The sequence below is a fragment of the Kitasatospora sp. NPDC001547 genome, assembly GCF_042894165.1.
Classification (GTDB): Bacteria; Actinomycetota; Actinomycetes; order Streptomycetales; family Streptomycetaceae; genus Kitasatospora.
This window is the reverse complement of sequence record NZ_JBIAVL010000005.1, coordinates 533142-548849: the sequence shown is the minus strand read 5'-3', so window position 1 is coordinate 548849 and position 15708 is coordinate 533142. Positions and strand designations below refer to the sequence as shown.

Here is a 15708-nt window from a genome sequence, read left to right as displayed (position 1 = left end):
TCCCAGCAGCGGTCGAGGGGACGGAGGTGGAGGACAGCAGCACCGGCTACACCGCCACCAGGACGGCCAGCAGGACGACGACGGCCAGCAGGGCGCTGAGGTACGTCTGCGCGTTTCCGGTCTGCGCCAGCCGGACGGCCCGGCCGAGCAGGTTGGCGCCCGCTCCGCTGCCGCGCACGTAGGTCTCGACGACCTCGCGGTCGAGGAAGCGGACCAGCTTGGCGGCGGCGGCCACCGGGCGGACGAACAGCGCGTGGTACAGCCGGTCGACGCCGAAGCCGTGCCGGGCCGGGCCGAACAGCGGGCCGAGCAGGGTGCGCCCGGGGTCGGCGACGATCACCTCGGCGGCCGGGCTCCCGGCCTGCCCGGGCACCCGGCCCGTGCCGGCCGGGTCCGGACGGCCGGTGCCCAGCCGGGCGGTCGCCGAGCGCCAGGCGCCGTACGCGGCGAGCACGCCGACCACGGCGAGCCCGGTCCCGGTGACGGCGGTGACCGCGGAGGGCCGCAGCGAGCCGCCGTCCAGCAGCGCGGGCAGCCAGTCCGAGCGCAGGCCGGCGACGCCGAAGCCCATGGTCGGCACGGCCAGCACCCACAGCGGCCAGCGCATCGCGGGCGGCTCGGCGGCGGTCGGGTCGGCCTCGTCGAGCTCGGGCGAGTACGGCGCCCCGGCCTCGTGGTCGGCCACGACGGTGCCCCGGTCGGCGGCGGGCAGCACCTTGGGTGCGGCCGCGGCGGCACCGGCCGGGCTGTGGAAGGCCAGCAGGAAGAGCCGGGTCGCGTACGCGGCGGTGAGCAGCGCGGTCAGCCCGGCGGAGATCAGCACGATCCACCCGGCCGCCTGCGGCACCGCCGAGGCCGGGCCGAGGCCGTTGGTCAGCGCCTCGCCGTTGGCGGCGTGCTCGGCGGCGGTCAGCACCGCCTCCTTGCTGAAGAAGCCGGCGAACGGCGGCAGCCCGACCAGGGCGACCAGGGCGATGCCCATCGTCCAGTAGGCGTCCGGCACCCGCCGGCGCAGCCCCGGGATGCGGGACATCGCGGAGATCGAGTTGGTGTGGGCGGCGTGGATCACCACACCGGCGGCCAGGAACAGCAGCGCCTTGAACGCGCCGTGGCTGACCAGGTGGAAGACCGAGGCCTCGCGGTCCCCGCTCGCCAGCGCTCCGGCCATGTAGCCGAGCTGGCCGACGGTGGAGTAGGCGAGCACCCGCTTGAGGTCGTCCTGGGCGAGCGCGCAGAGCGCCGAGCCGATCATCGTCACGGCGGCCATCACCGCGAGCACGACCAGCGCCGCGCCCGACAGCAGGAACACCGGCAGCAGCCGGGCGACCAGGTAGATGCCGGCCGCGACCATGGTGGCGGCGTGGATCAGCGCGGAGACCGGGGTCGGGCCGGCCATCGCGTCCGGGAGCCAGGTGTGCAGCGGGAACTGCGCGCTCTTGCCGGCCACGCCGGCGAGCAGCAGCAGCGCGGTCAGCGTCGGGTGCCCGAGCCGGCCGTCGGTCGCGGCCGCCAGCACGTCCGGGACGCGGAAGCTGCCGGCGTCCGCGCCGAGCAGGAAGATCCCGAACAGGAACGGCACGTCACCGAGCTTGGTGACCAGGAAGGCCTTCAGCGAGGCCGAACGGGCGTCCGCGGTCTCCCAGTGGTGGCCGATCAGGAAGTACGAGCACAGGCCCATCACCTCCCAGCCGACCAGCAGCACGATCAGGTCGCCCGAGTAGACCACCAGGAACATCGCCGCGGTGAACAGCGAGACCAGCGCCGCGTACGAGGGGTAGCGCGGGTCCTCCTTGAGGTACGCCGTCGAGTAGACCTGGACGCAGGTGGCGACCAGGCCGACCAGCACCGAGATCAGCGAGCTGAAGCCGTCCAGGTGGAGGGCGAGCGCGATGTCCGGTCCGCCGGTCGGGGTGAGCCGGGTGGCGGCGTCCAGGGTCTGGCCGGTGCCCAGCTGGAGGGCGACCACCAGGGCGAGCACCGCCGAGACGGCCACCGGGACGATCGCCAGCGGTCGGGCCAGCCCGGGCGCCTTCCTGCCGACGGCCAGGGTCGCGGCGGCGCCGAGCGCGGGCAGCGTCGGGACGAGTACGGGCAGGGCGAGGTTCATGCGGTGGCCCGGCCCTTCAGTGCCCCGGCTCCGGCCGGTGCCTCGGCGTCGACCGGCGGCTCCTCCACGGCGAGCGCCTCGGCCGGGTCGCCGAGCGCGGTGGCCCGGTCGATGTCCGCGGTGCCCCGGGCCCGGAACAGCAGCAGGACGATGGCGAGCCCCAGGCCGATCTCGGCGGCGGCGACGGTGATGGTGAACAGGGTGAGCGCCTGCCCGGCGTGCAGCGAGTCCCGCAGCCAGGCGTCGAAGGCGACCAGGTTGAGGTTGACGGCGTTGAGCATCAGCTCGACGGACATCAGCACCAGGACGGCGTTGCGCCGGGCGAGCACGCCGTACACGCCGACGCTGAACAGCAGCGCGGCGAGGACGGCGGGGTAGGCGAGGTGCATCAGCTCTCCTCCGTCACGGGCGTGGACGGCGCGGTCGGCTCGGACGCGGTCGTGGACGACGCGGGCGCGGACGGCTCGGGCGCAGGCGTGGACGGCTTGGGCGCGGACGCGGCGACCGTCCCGTTGGAGCCGACCGGCCGCCCGGCGCGCAGCCTGCCCGCCCGGGGCGCCGGCACCCGCCGCTTGGAGCCGCGCGACAGCACGATCGCGCCGACCAGCGCCGCCAGCAGCAGCACCGACAGCGCCTCGAAGGGCAGCACCCAGTGCCGGAACAGGCTGGCCCCGGTGACGGCGGCCGAGCCGCCGCCCTGCCCGAGGTCGATCCAGGAGGTCCGGAAGGCGTCGACCACCAGCGTGACCAGCGTCCCGGCCGAGGCCAGCGCCACGACCAGGGCCACCCAGCGGTTCTTGGAGTCGGCGTCCGGCGAGCGCCCGATCGGCGCCTTGGTGAGCATCAGCCCGAACAGCACCAGGACGACCACCGAGCCGAGGTAGATCAGCACCTGCACCCAGGCGATGAACTCGGCCGTGAGCAGCAGGAACTCCACCGCCAGCCCGCCGAGCGCGACCACCAGCCAGAGCGCCGCGTGCACCAGCTGCCGGGTGGTCACGGAGACCACGGCCGAGCCGAGCACGGCGATGCCGACCAGCAGGAAGACGATCTCCTGCCCGGTCGGGGAGAGGAACGAACGGGCGGCCGGCTCCAACGAACCGGTCGCCGCGAGGAGCGTGGCTGCGGAACTCATGCGTCGTCGCCCTTCTCCTCGACGGCAGCGGCCTCGGCAGCGGCGGTCTCAGCGGCGGCAGTCTCAGCGGCAGCGGCCTCGGCAGCGGCCGCCGCGGCGGCCACCAGCTTGTCCGCCGCCTTGCGCGCGGTGGCGATCTCCTTGGGCTCCTCGGCCGCCGGGTCCAGCGCCGGCGGCGCCGGGACGGTCCACATCCACTCGCGGAGCTTCTCCCGCTCGTGGGTCAGCTCGTGGATGTCGGTCTCCGCGTACTCGAACTCCGGCGACCAGAACAGCGCGTCGAAGGGGCAGACCTCGATGCAGATCCCGCAGTACATGCAGAGCGAGAAGTCGATGGCGAACCGGTCCAGCACGTTGCGGGTGCGGGCCCGGGCGTTCGGCTCGGCGGCCGGCAGCGTCTCCTTGTGGGAGTCGATGTAGATGCACCAGTCCGGGCACTCGCGCGCGCAGAGCATGCACACCGTGCAGTTCTCCTCCAGCAGCGCGATGACGCCGCGCGAACGCGGCGGCAGCACCGGCTGCACGTCGGGGTACTGCGCGGTGACGCTCTTCCTCGTCATCGTCCGCAGCGTCACCGCCAGGCCCTTGGCCAGGCCGGCACCGGGGAAACTCATGCGCCCACCTCGCTGTGCTCGGCGGGGGCGTTCGCCCGTACCCGCCTGACGATGATCCGCTCGCTTCGCCCGCTCATGAGATCGCCACCTTGATGATGCCGGTGAGGGCCAGCTGGACCAGCGCGAGCGGGATCAGCACCGTCCACGCGAAGCGCATCAGCTGGTCCTCGCGCAGCCGCGGGTAGGTGACCCGCAGCCAGATGACCGCGAAGGCCAGCGCGAAGGTCTTGAGGATCATCCAGAGCCAGCCGAGCTGGTCCGGCAGCGGTCCGTGCCAGCCGCCCAGGAAGAGCACCGCGGTCAGCGCGGACACCACCAGGATGCCCACGTACTCGGACAGCAGGAACAGGGCGAACCGCAGACCGGTGTACTCGGTGTACGCGCCGAAGATGATCTCCGAGTCGGCGATCGGCATGTCGAAGGGCGGGCGCTGGAGCTCCGCCAGACCGGCCGTGAAGAAGACGAACGCGCCGATGATCTGCCAGGGCAGCCAGTACCACTCCCAGGCGTCCACGATCCCGGGCAGCGACAGGGTGCCGGCGGCCATCGCCACCGAGGCCGCCGCCAGCACCATCGGCAGCTCGTACGACATCAGCTGCGCGGCCGTGCGCAGGCCGCCGAGCAGCGAGAACTTGTTCGCGGAGGCCCAGCCGGCCATCAGCTTGCCGATCACGCCGACGCCCATCACGGCCAGCACGAAGAACAGGCCGGCGTCGACCGCCTGGCCGACGAAGCCGTTCGGCCCGACCGGGATCGCCAGCAGCACGAAGAGGTACGGCAGCAGCGAGACGGCGGGCGCCAGCTGGAAGATCCGGCGGTCCGCCCCGGCCGGGACGATGTCCTCCTTCTGCGCGAACTTCACGCCGTCCGCGACGAGCTGCGCCCAGCCGTGGAAGCCGCCCGCGTACATCGGGCCGAGCCGGCCCTGCATGTGCGCCATGACCTTGTGCTCGGTCTGGCCGATGACCAGCGGGAAGACCAGGAAGACGACGAGGGTGGCGACGCAGCGCAGCACCGTGTCGAGCAGGTTCACGCGCCCTCTCCGTCCTGGTCGGCCGGTCCGGCCGGGGTCTCGTCCTTCTGCTCGCCCGGCTTCGGCTCGCCCGGGCGGCCGTCCGACGGCTCCTCGTCGTGGGCGGGCACCGGGTTGTGCCAGGGCGCGTCGGAGGAGCGGGGCGCGTCGGCGGGCCGGGGCCGTACGGGGGCCGCGGGCTCGGCCGGCGGCTCTCCGGCCGCCTGGCCGGCCGTCTGGTCAGCCGTCTGGCTGGCCGAGCCCTCGGACACTGACCGGGTCCGCCGCGGCCGGTCCGCCCGCACCGGCGGGGCACCCTCGGCCGCGGGAGCGGCCGGAGCGGCGGGCGCCTCGGCACCCGCCTGGCTCGCCGATCCCTCCGACACCGACCGGGTCCGCCGCGGCCGGTCCGCCCGCACCGGGGCACCGCCCTCGCCGGCGGCAGCCGCACCGGCGGCCGCTGCCGCCCGGGGCGTCCGCGCCGCCGCACCCGCCGCCCGCGCACCGCGCGCGGGCCGCTCGGCGACCGGCGGCAGGGTGCCCTTGAGCGGCCCCCACTCGTTCGGGTCCGGCACACCGGCCGGCTGCATCTTGCGCCGGGCCGGCCCGCCGCCGTGGTCGGACTCGCCCGGCTCCTTGGCGCCCGGCCAGTCCTTGGCGACCCGGGCCGCGAGCACGAACTCCTTGCGCAGCGGGTGCCCCTCGAAGCCGTCCGGCAGCAGCAGGGTGGCCAGGTAGGGGTGCCCGGGGAAGTCGATGCCGAACATCTCGTGGGTCTCGCGCTCGTGCCAGGCGGCCCCCGCGTACACCGGGACGGCGGTCGGCAGCGCGGCCCCGTCGCGCGGCACCCGGGTGCGCAGCGCGAGGTGCCGCACGCCCGGCGCCTCGACGGCGGCCAGGTGGGCGACCACGGAGAAGCCCTCGGCGAGTTCGTCGACGGCGCTCAGCCAGTCGAAGAAGCCCAGGCCCAGGACGTCCCGGGCGTTGGTGAGCGCCTCGGTCCAGTGCTCGGCCGGGACGTCGACGGTGATCAGCCCGTATGCCTCGGCGCCGGTCGCCCACTCCCCGACCGACGCCGCGTACTGCTCGGCGGACGTCACGAGGCCCCTCCCTCGGTCCGGGCGCCGTTCGACGGCCCGGCCACCAGCGGGCGGCGCAGGGCAGCCGCGGGCGCGGTGTAGCGGTCCGGCAGGGACTCGGCGGCGATCTTCTCCTGGAGCTTGAGGATGCCCTGGAGCAGCGCCTCCGGCCGCGGCGGGCAGCCGGGCACGTAGACGTCCACCGGGATGATCTGGTCCACGCCCTTGGTGACCGAGTACGAGTCCCAGTACGGGCCGCCCGAGTTGGAGCAGGCGCCGAAGGAGATGACGTACTTCGGCTCGGGCATCTGCTCGTAGAGGCGCTTCACGGCGGGCGCCATCTTGTCGGTGACCGTCCCGGAGACGATCATCAGATCAGCCTGACGGGGTCCGGGGGCGAACGGGATCACACCCATCCGGATGAAGTCGTGCTTGGCCATGGACGCGGCGATGAACTCGATCGCGCAGCAGGCCAGGCCGAAGTTGAAGCACCAGAGGCTGTAGCGGCGGCCCCAGTTGAGCACCACCTTGACCGGGTCCGGCGCGAGCCGGGCCAGCGGGCCGATGCCGCGGCGCTCGACGGCGCCGGGGCGCGCCGGGTCCGGCAGGCCGAGCGGGACGGGGCCGCCCTGAGCACCGTCGTGCGAGTGGGAGTGCGTCACGTCCATTCCAGAACGCCCTTCTTCCAGGCGTAGAGCAACCCGACCGCGAGGAAGCCGATGAACAGGAACATCTCGATCAGCGTTCCGGCGCCGTACCCGGCGGAGGCGAAGACGGTCGCCCAGGGGAACAGGTAGATCGCGTCGACCGCGAAGATCACGTACAGGAAGGCGTACACGTAGTAGCGGATCTGGGTGTGCGCCCAGTCCTCGCCCACCGGGTCCACCCCGCACTCGTAGGCGAGGAGTTTCTCGGGCGAGTACACCACGGGCCGCAGCAGCCGGTTGGCGGTGAACGCCACGGCGACGAAGAGCACCCCGACGACGGCCAGCAGGCCCATCGCGGCGTACGCGTCGAAGTAGCCGCTGCCGACCGCCGGGTCGGCCGCGGCCACCGCCGCGTGCTTCCCCTCCATGCCTTCGCCTCCACCTCGGCCGTGAACCCACCCTCAGGACAGTTCTACGACGTTTACTCTCACAGGCCTAACGCCGGCCAAAGCGTGAGTCTAAGGGGACCGCTCCGCTCCGCCCGAACCCTGCCCGATCCGCAAGACGACCGGTGGACACCCTGTCGGACGTCCGGCGGCCGGGCCCGGGGGTGGGGTTAACCCCCGGCCGGGAAGATGTATCACCCCCATGGCATCCACCGCCCCCGGTTCGGGAAGCTTGGTCCAGCCGCACGACGAAGTAGGGACGGTAGATCCGGATGAAGCCGCTGCACCGCGCCGTGGACGCCATCAAGGAGCAGGACGCTCGGATGGAGCGCCCGCCGCTGTACGGCACGAGGATGTGGCACCAGGCCGGCCGACTGCTGTTCAACCTGCCGCTCGGCATGTTCGGCTTCCTGGTGGCCGTCAGCACGCTGTCGGTCGGCCTGGGCCTGTCGATCACCGTGATCGGCCTGCCGCTGCTGGCCGGCGGGCTGGCCGCCTCGCGCTCCCTGGGCGCGCTGGGCCGGCAGCGGGCGCGGGCGGCGTACGGCTCCGAGATCGACGAGCCGGAGCCGGTGAAGCCGCGCCGCCCGGGCGTGGTCGGCTACACCATCGCCCAGCTCACCGACCTGCTGAACTGGCGTTCGGCGCTCTACAACGTGCTGATGCTGCCCTGGGGCGTGCTCAGCTTCGCGCTGACCCTGGTCTCGGTGATCGCGCTCTGGCCGGTGCTGCCGTGGGTGGTCCGCGGGCTCGCCGCGGTCGACCGCATCCTGATCGAGTCGCTGCTCTTCCCGGGCGCCCTGGCCGAGCGGGTGCGCGAGCTGGAGGACGACCGCGGCATGGTGGTCGACACCGCCGCCGCCGACCTGCGCCGGATCGAGCGCGACCTGCACGACGGGGCCCAGGCCCGGCTGGTCGCGCTGGCGATGGACCTCGGCATGGCCAAGGAGCGCCTGCGCGAGGTGGAGAGCGAGGACGACATGGCGGCCGCCACCCGGATGGTCGACAACGCCCACGGCGAGGTGAAGCTGGCCCTCCAGGAGCTGCGCGACCTGGCCCGCGGCATCCACCCGGCGGTGCTCACCGACCGCGGCCTGGACGCCGCGCTGTCCTCGGTCGCCGCCCGCTGCACCGTGCCCGGCGGGGTCCGGGTGAACGTCGACCTGGCCGGCCCGGACGGGCAGCCCGAGCGCCCGGACTCGGCGGTCGAGGGCATCGCCTACTTCACCGTCAGCGAGCTGCTGACCAACGTCTCCAAGCACGCCGGCGCCCGCTCCGCCTCGGTCGAGGTCTGGCGCTCGGAGGACCAGCTGATGGTGCTGGTCCAGGACGACGGCAAGGGCGGCGCGGCCCCCTACCCGGGCAGCGGGCTGGGCGGACTGGCCGAGCGGATCCGCGCGGTGGACGGGGTCTTCCTGGTGGACAGCCCCGAGGGCGGGCCGACCACCGTCACCGTCGAGCTGCCCTGGCGCACCCGCACCGCCCGCCGCTGACCCCGCCCGCGCAGGGCACCGCACCGGACGGCACCGCACCGGACGGGCCGGTGACGGACGGCAGGGCGCCGGGACCTCGTCGGGACTGGGACGAGGTCCCGGCGCCGTTCCGGTACGACACCCGACCCGCTGAACCCTTGCGCGGCGTGCGGCCCGGCGTCCCCGTACCGGGGTCGGAGTGGTGCCGGCTAGGGGGCCCGCAGTTCGCCGAGGGTGACCTCGGCGGTCTTGGTGGCGCCGTCCCGGGTGTAGGTGACGGTGACCTTGCTGCCCGGGGTGAGCGAGGCGAGCGCGGTGGTGAGCGCGTTCAGCGAGTCCACCTGGGTGTCGTCGATCCTGGTGATCACGTCACCGGCCTGGAGCCCCGCCGAGGCGGCCGCGCCGCCCGCGGTGACCGCCACGATGACCGCGCCGGCCGGCTGGAACTGCTGGTTGAAGCTGGTCCGGGCGGTGACGCCGAGCGCGGCCCGGCCGGAGTTGGTGACCTTGCCCTGCTTGATCAGCTGGTCGGCGATGTTGGTGATGGTGCTGGCCGGGATGGCGAAGCCGATGCCGGGGGCGGCCGAGCCGTTGGTCTGCGGCTCGGTCGCGGCGAGCGTGTTGATGCCGATCACCTTGCTGTCCAGGTCCACCAGCGCGCCGCCGCTGTTGCCCGGGTTGATCGCCGCCGAGGTCTGCACCATGTTGCCGATGGTGGCGCCCGGCGAGCCGGGGCCCTGGGGCTCGGTGACGGTCCGCCCGGTGGCCGAGACGATGCCCTGGGTGACGCTGCTGGAGAGCCCCAGCGGGCTGCCCATGGCGAGGGTGATCTGGCCGAGCTGGACCTTGCCCGAGTCGCCGAAGCTGGCCGGCCGCAGCCCGCTCGGCGGCTTGCTCAGCCGGATCACCGCGAGGTCGGAGTCGGGGTAGCTGCCGACCAGCTCGGCGTCCAGCGTGGTGGTGCTGTTGGCGAGGGTCACCGTGAAGGTCTTCGCGGAGCCGATCACGTGGGCGTTGGTGACGATGTCGCCCTTGTCGTCGTAGACGATCCCGGAGCCGAGGCTGTCGCCGGTGGTGATCTGCACCACGGAGGGCAGCACGTCGGCGATCACCCTCTGGTAGGCCTCCTGCAGCTGCGTCGCGCCGTTCGACTGGCCGGGCGCGGCCTGGGTGGCGCCGGGGGCCGAGGACGAGGTGGTGGCGGCGACGGCGGCCGGGGAGGAGGAGCCGCTGCTGCAGCCGGCCAGCGCCAGCGCGGCCGCCGCCGCGACCGCGACCGCCCCCGGCAGCCGTCCGTACGACGCCCTCGGCCGGGGCCGCCGCGGGCCGGCGGGCAGGGTGCGGGTGTGTTCCTTGCGACGGCTCACCTGGCTGCCTCCGGTTCGTCACCACGCCGGGCGGGCGCGGGCATGAGTACACGGAAATCGTTGTCAGCTTTCCACCGTTTTGTCCGCTTCGCGGCCCCGACTCGCCCGAACGTGACGATCGAATCCGACCGCCTAGGATCTGCCACATGACTTGGTTGATCACCGGCGGTGCCGGATACATCGGCGGACATGTCGTCCGACAGCTGCTCGACGCCGGGGAGCGCGTCGCCGTCCTGGACGACCTCAGCACCGGCGACGCCTCCCGGCTGCCGGCCGGCGTCCCCCTGATCGAGGGCTCCACCCTGGACCGCGCCGTCCTGGACGCCGCGATCCGCGAGCACGGCGTCGAGGGCGTCCTGCACTTCGCCGCCAAGAAGCAGGTCGGCGAGTCCGTCGAGCAGCCCTTCCTGTACTACCGCGAGAACGTGATCGGCCTCCAGACCGTCCTGGAGGCCGCCGCCGAGGGCGGGGTGAAGCGCTTCCTCTTCTCCTCCTCCGCCGCGGTCTACGGCATGCCGGACGTCGACCTGGTCACCGAGTCCACGCCCTGCGACCCGATGAGCCCGTACGGCGAGACCAAGCTGGCCGGCGAGTGGCTGGTCGCCGCGGCCGGCAAGGCCTACGGCATGTCCACCGTGGCCCTGCGCTACTTCAACGTGGCCGGCGCCGCCTCCCCCGAGCTCTCCGACGCCGGGGTGTTCAATCTGATCCCGATGGTCTTCGAGCGGCTCACCGCCGGCCAGGCGCCGCGGATCTTCGGCGACGACTACCCGACCCCGGACGGCACCTGCGTCCGTGACTTCATCCACGTCTCCGACATCGCCTCGGCGCACGTGGCGGCCGCCAAGCGGATGGCCGCCGACCCGGCCGGCGCCACCTCCCTGGTGCTGAACATCGGCCGCGGCGAGGGCGTCAGCGTCAAGGAGATGCTGGAGGTGATCGGCAAGGTCACCGGCTACGACACCACCGCCGAGGTGACCCCGCGCCGGGCCGGCGACCCGGCCCGGGTGGTGGCCTCCGCCGACCTGATCCACCGCGAGCTGGGCTGGACCGCCCGGCACGACGTGACGGAGATGGTCTCCTCCGCGTGGGACGGCTGGTGCAGCCGCCACCCCGGGGCCCGCAGGGCCTGATCCGACGGCGCCGGTCCGGCGGTGTCCGCCCCGCGGTTCAGCGGGCGGGCACCGCCGTGCCGTAGAAGGCGTCCAGCGCGTACACGCAGCGGTCCTTGGAGCCGACGAAGACCCGGCCGCCGACCGCCACCGGGGAGCCGGTGAGCTCGCCCTTGGTGCCGAGCTCCCAGCGCAGCTGACCGCTCGCCAGGTCCAGGGTGTGCAGCGAGTGGTCCCGGCTGCCCAGGTGGACCAGGCCGTCGGCGACCGCCGGGGAGCCGACGATCTCGCCGCGGGCGGTGTAGCGCCAGCGCTCCCGGCCGGTGGCCGCCTCGAAGGCGTACAGCACCTCGCCGTTGCCGACCAGCACCATGCCGTCCGAGACCACCACCGGGTCGGCGCCCTGGCGGCGGCCGGTGACCCCGCGCCAGCGGTCCAGTCCGGTGGCCGCGTCCAGCGCGTAGACCGTGCCCAGGTAGTCCGCCACGTAGACCGCGTCGGCGTCCAGGGCGGGCGGGGTGAACAGCACGACCGGGGCCTCGAAGCGCCAGCGCTCGGCCCCGCTGGCCGCGTCCAGCGCGTACACCCGGGTGCCGGCCGACACGTACAGCACGCCGCCGCGCTCGACCGGGTGCGAGGGCACGTCCTCGCCGACCGGGAAGGACCAGCGCAGGCCCGCGCCGCGCGGGTCGACGCAGCGCAGCCGCCCGCCGCCGTAGTAGTAGGCGGCGCCGCCCACCAGGACCGGGCCGGACTGCGGGTTCTCGTAGTCCTGCTGGGCGTCGTCGGCGCGCCACAGCTCGGCGCCGTTGGCGGCCGAGCGGAGCTGGACGCCGCCGCCCCTGATGCCGCAGCAGAGCACGCCGTCGGCGGCGGAGAGCGAGTAGACCCAGCCGTCCAGCGAGGTGCGCCAGCGCTCGGTGCCGTCCGCGGAGTCGACGGTGTACAGGTGCGGGCCGTCCGCGGCGTGCACCCGGCCGGAGTCCACCGCGAGCGCCCAGGCGACGTCCCGGGTCTTGTAGCGGCGCTCGCCGGAGCCGATGTCCAGCGCGTGCACCTCGAAGCTGGAGACGAAGAGCGTGCCGTCGGCGACCACCGGGGTGCCCCAGACGTCGTTGGACATCCGGAACCGCCAGGGGCGCCAGCGGGCGGCCGGGACCGGCGGGGGCGGCGGGGTGGGGGCCGCCCGGCGGACCCAGTCGGTCGCGGCCGGGGCGGTGCTCGGACCGGGCTGCTCGTGCTCGGCCCGCGGCCCCGGGCCTATCCGCACCGAGGCGCCGGACAGCTGCACCTCGACGGCGCCGCCGCCGGTCGGCGCGCGGTGCCTGTTCGGGGCGGCGAGCTTCGCGGTCGGGATCTCGGTGTCGGAGCCGTGGCCCGGCAGCGGCGCGGCGTGCACCGGACCGGCCGGCGGCTGCGCGTGCCGCCCGCCCGGGTTGGTGCGCGGGTCGGCCGGTCCGAGGTGCTGCGACGGGACGTGCGAGGGCGGCGCCTGCGGGTGCGCGGGCGGCTGCGGCGGCTGGGCCGGGCCGGCCGGCGGGCGCGACGGCGGGGCGGCCGGCCGGCGGCCCCGCTTGCGCTCGATCAGCTCCAGCGCGTTGGCCGGCAGCCAGTCCCCGGCCTCGCCGGAGGCGTCGTCCCGGGAGAAGAGGTGCGGGGCCAGCTCGGTCTGGATCTGCGCCGGGGTGGGCCGGCGCTCGGGGGCCTGCTGCATGCAGGCGCGCACCAGGTCCATCAGCTCGGGCGCCATGCCGGTCAGGTCCGGCTCCTCGCGCAGCAGCTGGAACACCGTCTCGACCGGGTTGGAGCCCCGGTAGGGCGGGTGCCCGGTGGCGCAGAAGACCATCAGCGAGCCGAGCGAGAAGACGTCGCTGGCGCCGCGGACGGTCCGGCTGTCCCTGGCCTGCTCGGGGGACATGTAGGCGGGGGTGCCGACCGCGACGTTGGTCATGGTGAGCCGGGTGCTGGACACCCCGGCCGCGATGCCGAAGTCGATCACCTTCGGGCCGTCCTCGACCACCAGGACGTTGGAGGGCTTGAGGTCGCGGTGGATCAGCCCGGCCGCGTGGATGGACTGGAGGGCCTCCGCGATGCCGGCGACCAGCCAGCGGGTGGCCTCCACCGGCAGCGGGCCGCACTCCTCGACCAGGTCCTCCAGCGAGGGCGCCGGGATGTACGCGGTGGCCAGCCAGGGCACCCGGGCGTCCGCGTCCGCGTCCACCACGGCCGCCGTGTAGAAGCCGCCGACCGTCTTGGCCGCCGCGATCTCCCGGGCGAAGCGGACCCGGAACAGCTCGTCCTCGGCCAGCTCACCCCGCACGGTCTTGATGGCCACCCGTCGCCCCGACGCGGAACGCGCCAGGTAGACCAGCCCCATCCCACCCGCGCCGAGCCGCCCCAGCACCTCGAAGGGCCCGATCCGCCTCGGATCGTGCGCCGTCAGCTGGTCCACTCCGCTGCCACCTCCCCGTTGTCCGCACCCGCCGCGTGGTGCCGGACCCGATTCTCCAATGCCGCCCCGCGCATATCCAACCTCCCCCACCCGCCGGAGCCCGCCGTCCGGGCCCGGACGGCACCCCGGACGGCCCTCTGACCAGCGCGGACGGAACGGCTGGATCCTGACGCCCGCTCCGCAGGCGGCTTGCGCGCGGAGCCCCGGACCGCCCACCGCCGAACCGTCACGCTCTGTCACCCGATCACCCCTCAGCGGACTCGCCGTCACGCTGTGAGGTCAAAGGCACACGGGGGGGCTTCAACAGGGGCGTCGAAGCCCGGTGAATATCCGTCCGAAGTGGTTCATGCCGCTATACCAACCCCCGTGCGGAGTAATAGTCGCATCACCGAATCGCGCCAAGATCGTGCCACGGTAAGCTGACGGCATGACAGGACAAGTTCGCACCGTCGACGGTCGCGTCGCCGGGCGACGCGGACAGGAGACGCGGCAGAAGCTGCTCGATTGCCTCCGCGAGATGCTCAGCACGTCGCCCTATCGGGACGTCAAGGTCATCGACGTCGCCCGTATGGCGGGTACCTCCCCCGCGACCTTCTACCAGTACTTCCCGGATGTCGAGGGCGCTGTCCTCGAAATCGCCGAGGAAATGGCCAAGGACGCCGACCAGCTCAAAGAGCTGGTGGCCGGAAAGTCCTGGGCAGGGAAGTCCGGACCGACCACTTCGGAAGAACTGGTCGACGGATTCCTCGCCTTCTGGCGCAAGAACGACGCCATTCTCCGAGTGGTCACGCTCGGTGCCGCCGAAGGGGACAAGCGGTTCTTCAAGATCCGCATGACGGTCCTCAACGCGGTCGCCAAGCCGCTCGCGGAGGCCGTCAAGGAACTCCAGTCGAAGGGTCAGGCCGACAAGGCGCTCGACGCGAACGCCGTGGCCGGGGCCCTGGTCTCGCTGCTCGCCTCGGCGGCCGAGCACCAGAAGGCCTTCACCTCCTGGGGCGTCAAGGTCAAGGACCTCAAACCCAACCTCGCTCCCCTGGTGTACCTGGGCGTCACCGGCAAGAAGGCGCCCAAGTAGGACCGTCCTCCGACCCACCATCCGCTCCGCGCGCAGCCCCGGCCTCCTGTCCGGGGACCGACGGACGGCGGCCGTGTCCTCGGGGGAGGTCCGCCGACGTACCGCTCGCGCGCCAGACATGCCGGTGGGCGGGCACCCGCGACAGGGTGCCCGCCCACCGGCATGTTCGCGTCCGCACGGCGTGCGGTGCCCTCGGGCGGCCCCGCGGCGCCGTCAGGCGGCCCCGGGGCGCCGTCGGGTCAGGGGCAGCGCACGACCTGGCCGGCGTAGGCCAGGCCGCCGCCGAAGCCGAAGAGCAGGACCGGATCGCCGGGCGAGAGCTCGCCGCGCTCGACCAGCTTGGAGAAGGCCAGCGGGATGGAGGCGGCCGAGGTGTTGCCGGAGTGCACCACGTCCCGGGCCACCACCGCGTCCTCGCCGAGGCCCAGCTTCCGGGCGATCGCGTCGATGATCCGCAGGTTGGCCTGGTGCGGGACGAAGCCCTTCAGCTCGGCCGGATCGATCCCGGCCCGTTCGCAGGCCTGACGGGCCAGCGGGGCGAGCTGGGTGGTGGCCCAGCGGAAGACCGACTGGCCCTGCTGGCTGATCACCGGGTCCCACCCGGTGATCACCACGGCGTCGCCCTTCTCCGGCTCGGAGCCCCAGACCACCGGCCCGATGCCGGGCTCGGCGCCGTCCTCCTGGGCCTCGACCACCGCGGCGCCGGCGCCGTCGCCGAAGATCACGCAGGTGGAGCGGTCGGTCCAGTCGAGCGTGTCGGACATCCGCTCGGCGCCGATCACCAGGGCGCGGCGGGCCGAGCCGGCCCGGATCGCGTGGTCAGCGGTCGCCAGCGCGTACGAGAAGCCCGAGCAGACCGTGTTGATGTCGTACGCGGCGGGCGAGCGCACGCCCAGCCGGGCGGCCACGGCGGCGGCGGTGTTGGGGCTGCGCTCGATCGCGGTGCAGGTGGCGACCACGACGAGGTCGATCTCCGCGGCGTCCCGGCCGCTGTTGGCGAGCGCCTTCTGCGCGGCCTCGGTGGCGAGGTCGACCAGGCTCTCGTCCTCGGCGATGTGCCGGGTGCGGATGCCCACGCGGGAGCGGATCCATTCGTCGTCGGTGTCGACGAGTGCCGCCAGGTCGTCGTTGGTGAGGACCTTGGGGGGCTGGTAGTGGCCGAGTGCCACAATGCGCGAACCGCTCATACT

Annotated in this window: 14 protein-coding genes; 3 read left to right on the top strand and 11 right to left on the bottom strand. The window is 73.8% G+C overall.

What is annotated here, in order from left to right; translation table 11 throughout:
• Positions 1 to 46: 46 nt before the first annotated feature.
• The 8 genes from ACFY0X_RS13370 to ACFY0X_RS13335 form a co-directional block, all read right to left on the bottom strand.
• Positions 47 to 2107, bottom strand: coding sequence for an NADH-quinone oxidoreductase subunit L (locus ACFY0X_RS13370; protein ID WP_387753106.1), 2061 nt, complete (start codon positions 2105 to 2107; stop codon positions 47 to 49).
• Positions 2104 to 2496, bottom strand: a complete 393-nt coding sequence (gene nuoK / locus ACFY0X_RS13365; RefSeq protein ID WP_387753103.1) for an NADH-quinone oxidoreductase subunit NuoK — start codon at positions 2494 to 2496, stop codon at positions 2104 to 2106. Before nuoK ends, ACFY0X_RS13370 begins: the two co-directional genes overlap by 4 nt.
• Entirely contained in the window at positions 2496 to 3242 is a 747-nt protein-coding gene (locus tag ACFY0X_RS13360) for an NADH-quinone oxidoreductase subunit J (RefSeq protein ID WP_387753101.1), read from the bottom strand. Before ACFY0X_RS13360 ends, nuoK begins: the two co-directional genes overlap by 1 nt.
• Positions 3239 to 3856: a NuoI/complex I 23 kDa subunit family protein gene (locus ACFY0X_RS13355; RefSeq protein ID WP_387753098.1), complete on the bottom strand. Its 618-nt coding sequence runs from the start codon at positions 3854 to 3856 to the stop codon at positions 3239 to 3241. The genes ACFY0X_RS13360 and ACFY0X_RS13355 overlap by 4 nt, the downstream gene beginning before the upstream one ends.
• Before the next feature lie 73 nt (positions 3857 to 3929).
• Positions 3930 to 4889: an NADH-quinone oxidoreductase subunit NuoH gene (gene nuoH, locus ACFY0X_RS13350; RefSeq protein ID WP_387753095.1), complete on the bottom strand. Its 960-nt coding sequence runs from the start codon at positions 4887 to 4889 to the stop codon at positions 3930 to 3932.
• On the bottom strand, positions 4886 to 5968 hold the full coding sequence (locus ACFY0X_RS13345) for an NADH-quinone oxidoreductase subunit C (protein WP_387753092.1): 1083 nt from the start codon (positions 5966 to 5968) through the stop codon (positions 4886 to 4888). Before ACFY0X_RS13345 ends, nuoH begins: the two co-directional genes overlap by 4 nt.
• Entirely contained in the window at positions 5965 to 6615 is a 651-nt protein-coding gene (locus ACFY0X_RS13340) for an NADH-quinone oxidoreductase subunit B (protein ID WP_387753090.1), read from the bottom strand. Before ACFY0X_RS13340 ends, ACFY0X_RS13345 begins: the two co-directional genes overlap by 4 nt.
• Entirely contained in the window at positions 6606 to 7022 is a 417-nt protein-coding gene (locus tag ACFY0X_RS13335) for an NADH-quinone oxidoreductase subunit A (RefSeq protein ID WP_387753087.1), read from the bottom strand. The genes ACFY0X_RS13340 and ACFY0X_RS13335 overlap by 10 nt, the downstream gene beginning before the upstream one ends.
• Positions 7023 to 7363: 341 nt before the next feature.
• Between ACFY0X_RS13335 and ACFY0X_RS13330 the strand changes: the two genes are divergently transcribed.
• Positions 7364 to 8533 (top strand): sensor histidine kinase, encoded by a 1170-nt coding sequence (locus tag ACFY0X_RS13330; RefSeq protein WP_387753219.1) that lies wholly within the window; start codon positions 7364 to 7366, stop codon positions 8531 to 8533.
• A 188-nt stretch (positions 8534 to 8721) separates the two neighbouring features.
• Here ACFY0X_RS13330 and ACFY0X_RS13325 read toward each other — a convergent pair whose 3' ends face one another.
• Entirely contained in the window at positions 8722 to 9849 is a 1128-nt protein-coding gene (locus ACFY0X_RS13325) for a S1C family serine protease (protein WP_387753216.1), read from the bottom strand.
• A gap of 176 nt (positions 9850 to 10025) precedes the next feature.
• On the opposite strand from ACFY0X_RS13325, the gene galE reads away from it, so the two are divergent.
• Positions 10026 to 11012, top strand: coding sequence for a UDP-glucose 4-epimerase GalE (gene galE, locus ACFY0X_RS13320; protein WP_387753084.1), 987 nt, complete (start codon positions 10026 to 10028; stop codon positions 11010 to 11012).
• 37 nt (positions 11013 to 11049) lie between these two features.
• On the opposite strand, the gene ACFY0X_RS13315 is transcribed toward galE, so the two are convergent.
• Entirely contained in the window at positions 11050 to 13443 is a 2394-nt protein-coding gene (locus tag ACFY0X_RS13315) for a PQQ-binding-like beta-propeller repeat protein (protein ID WP_387753081.1), read from the bottom strand.
• A gap of 427 nt (positions 13444 to 13870) precedes the next feature.
• On the opposite strand from ACFY0X_RS13315, the gene ACFY0X_RS13310 reads away from it, so the two are divergent.
• Positions 13871 to 14518, top strand: a complete 648-nt coding sequence (locus tag ACFY0X_RS13310; protein ID WP_387753078.1) for a TetR family transcriptional regulator — start codon at positions 13871 to 13873, stop codon at positions 14516 to 14518.
• Between the two features lie 239 nt (positions 14519 to 14757).
• Here the strand turns inward: ACFY0X_RS13310 and ACFY0X_RS13305 are convergent, their stop codons facing one another.
• Positions 14758 to 15705 (bottom strand): beta-ketoacyl-ACP synthase III, encoded by a 948-nt coding sequence (locus tag ACFY0X_RS13305; RefSeq protein ID WP_387753075.1) that lies wholly within the window; start codon positions 15703 to 15705, stop codon positions 14758 to 14760.
• Positions 15706 to 15708 lie beyond the last annotated feature (3 nt).

Excerpts from the sequence above, each read along its gene's own strand:
- ACFY0X_RS13370 (WP_387753106.1), bottom strand. The coding sequence starts at position 2,107 with ATGAACCTCGCCCTGCCCGTACTCGTCCCGACGCTGCCCGCGCTCGGC.
- nuoK (WP_387753103.1), bottom strand. The coding sequence starts at position 2,496 with ATGCACCTCGCCTACCCCGCCGTCCTCGCCGCGCTGCTGTTCAGCGTC.
- ACFY0X_RS13360 (WP_387753101.1), bottom strand. The coding sequence starts at position 3,242 with ATGAGTTCCGCAGCCACGCTCCTCGCGGCGACCGGTTCGTTGGAGCCG.
- ACFY0X_RS13355 (WP_387753098.1), bottom strand. The coding sequence starts at position 3,856 with ATGAGTTTCCCCGGTGCCGGCCTGGCCAAGGGCCTGGCGGTGACGCTG.
- ACFY0X_RS13340 (WP_387753090.1), bottom strand. The coding sequence starts at position 6,615 with ATGGACGTGACGCACTCCCACTCGCACGACGGTGCTCAGGGCGGCCCC.
- ACFY0X_RS13335 (WP_387753087.1), bottom strand. The coding sequence starts at position 7,022 with ATGGAGGGGAAGCACGCGGCGGTGGCCGCGGCCGACCCGGCGGTCGGC.
- ACFY0X_RS13330 (WP_387753219.1), top strand. The coding sequence starts at position 7,364 with ATGGAGCGCCCGCCGCTGTACGGCACGAGGATGTGGCACCAGGCCGGC.
- galE (WP_387753084.1), top strand. The coding sequence starts at position 10,026 with ATGACTTGGTTGATCACCGGCGGTGCCGGATACATCGGCGGACATGTC.
- ACFY0X_RS13310 (WP_387753078.1), top strand. The coding sequence starts at position 13,871 with ATGACAGGACAAGTTCGCACCGTCGACGGTCGCGTCGCCGGGCGACGC.
- ACFY0X_RS13305 (WP_387753075.1), bottom strand. The coding sequence starts at position 15,705 with ATGAGCGGTTCGCGCATTGTGGCACTCGGCCACTACCAGCCCCCCAAG.